The organism is Bradyrhizobium sp. PRIMUS42 (assembly GCF_023006515.1).
Lineage (GTDB): Bacteria > Pseudomonadota > Alphaproteobacteria > Rhizobiales > Xanthobacteraceae > Bradyrhizobium.
This window is the reverse complement of sequence record NZ_JALBGZ010001037.1, coordinates 1-1628: the sequence shown is the minus strand read 5'-3', so window position 1 is coordinate 1628 and position 1628 is coordinate 1. Positions and strand designations below refer to the sequence as shown.

At 66.2% G+C, this 1628-nt stretch carries 2 protein-coding genes; both read right to left on the bottom strand.

Going from position 1 to position 1628, the window contains the following annotated elements:
* On the bottom strand, positions 1-808 hold an 808-nt coding region (locus MOV75_RS37225), incomplete at its 3' end, for an LLM class flavin-dependent oxidoreductase (RefSeq protein WP_247007890.1).
* Positions 809-838: 30 nt separating this feature from the next.
* Positions 839-1628 (bottom strand): acyl-CoA dehydrogenase family protein (locus MOV75_RS37220; protein ID WP_247007889.1); only part of this gene is annotated, 790 nt, incomplete at its 5' end.

Below are 1628 nucleotides of genomic sequence, written 5' to 3'. Positions count from 1 at the left end.
CGGTAGCGTGGCCGTCGGCCGGCTTGCGATAGCCGGTCTTGTCCTGAAGCGCTGTGGCGCGCGCCAAAATCTCCTCGGCCTTCTCCCAGGCCTGCTTTTCGGTGGGGGCAATGATCGGCCGGACCGACAGGCTGAAGCGCGGCGTCGGCCGCCCCTGGCGGACCGCAGCATTGTGAACACGGGAGGTGACGTCACGCACCTGCGCGTAGGATTCTCCCCACAGCGCAAACGTGTCGGCGTGCTTGCCGGCGACGTCGATCGCCGCATCCGAGGCGCCGCCGAAATAGATGCGGATGCCTTCGGGGCGATAAGGCTTCACCTGCGAGAAGGCATTCTCGACCTGATAGTACCTGCCTTTGTAGGTGAACGGCTTGTCGCTGGTCCATTCCAGCTTGAGCACATCGAGGAATTCGGAGGTGCGGGCGTAACGCTCGTCCTTGTCGTCGAGCGTATTGCCGTCCTGCCTGAGCTCAGCTGCATTGCCCCCGGTGATGACGTGAAGCGCGACCCTGCCGCGCGAAAATTGGTCGAGCACGGCGAACTGCCGCGCCAGCAGCGTCGGCGCGGTGAATCCGGGCCGCTGTGCGATCAGCACGTTGAGGCGGGAGGTCGTGTTGAGGACGTGCTGGGCCACCTGGAGCGCGTCGGGCGAGGTCGAATGAAATGCCAGCAGCGCGCGATCGAATCCCGCGTTCTCATGCGCCTTCGCCACCGTCTCGATGTGGGTGGGGTCGAGCACCGGTCCTTGGCGGACGACGGTTTCGGACGAATTGTTGTTGCTGATGAAGCCGATGAACTCGATCGACATGTCCGTCTCCTGATTGTTTTCCGGGAAAAGCTAGAGGCCCAATGCGGCTCGGCCGAGACCGATGCGCGTGGAATCGTCCTGCGGCGTGTGCACTCGGCCGCACAGCACGTCGCGATAGTGCCGCTCCAGCGGATTGGCGCGGGACAGGCCGTGATTGCCGGTGAGGGACAACGCGTCCTCCACCGCGGCAACGGCGTTGTTGGTCACGGTGAGCTTGACGACGTTGGACTCGCTTGCGGAGAGCTGCACGCCGTCATCGAAATCACGCGCAAACGTGTCGATCAGCCGCGCATTGACCGCGAGCCGCGCCTCGATGGCGCCGAGAATCTCCTGCGCCCGTGGCAGGCTCGCCAGCGGCGCGCCGAGGCTGGCGGGAACGCGTTGCTTCAGGAAGGAGATCAGCCAGTCCCGCGCGGCGCGGGCGACGCCGTCATAGATCGCGGCGACGAACACCGTGTGAATGGTCGCCTGCGTGAGGTCGGGCGTGCGCCAGTCCGCGGGCTTGCGCAGGTCGACCTCGGCATCGAGCGGGATCACCACATCGTCGAAGATCACGTCGTGGCTACCGCTGGCGCGCAGGCCATGATGGTCCCAGGTCTCGACGATGCTGGTGCCCGGCAGACCCGCCGGCACCAGGAACTGACCGACGCGCGGCTCGGCTTCATCCGTCCGCGCCCAGACCAGATACCATTTCAGGATCGGCGAGCCCGTCGAATAGATCTTGTGGCCGGAGAGCCGCCAGCCGGTCTCGGTTCGCCGCGTGATCGTCGCCGGCAGACCGCCGCGGGCGGGCGAGCCGAGCTCCGGCTCGACACGCAGC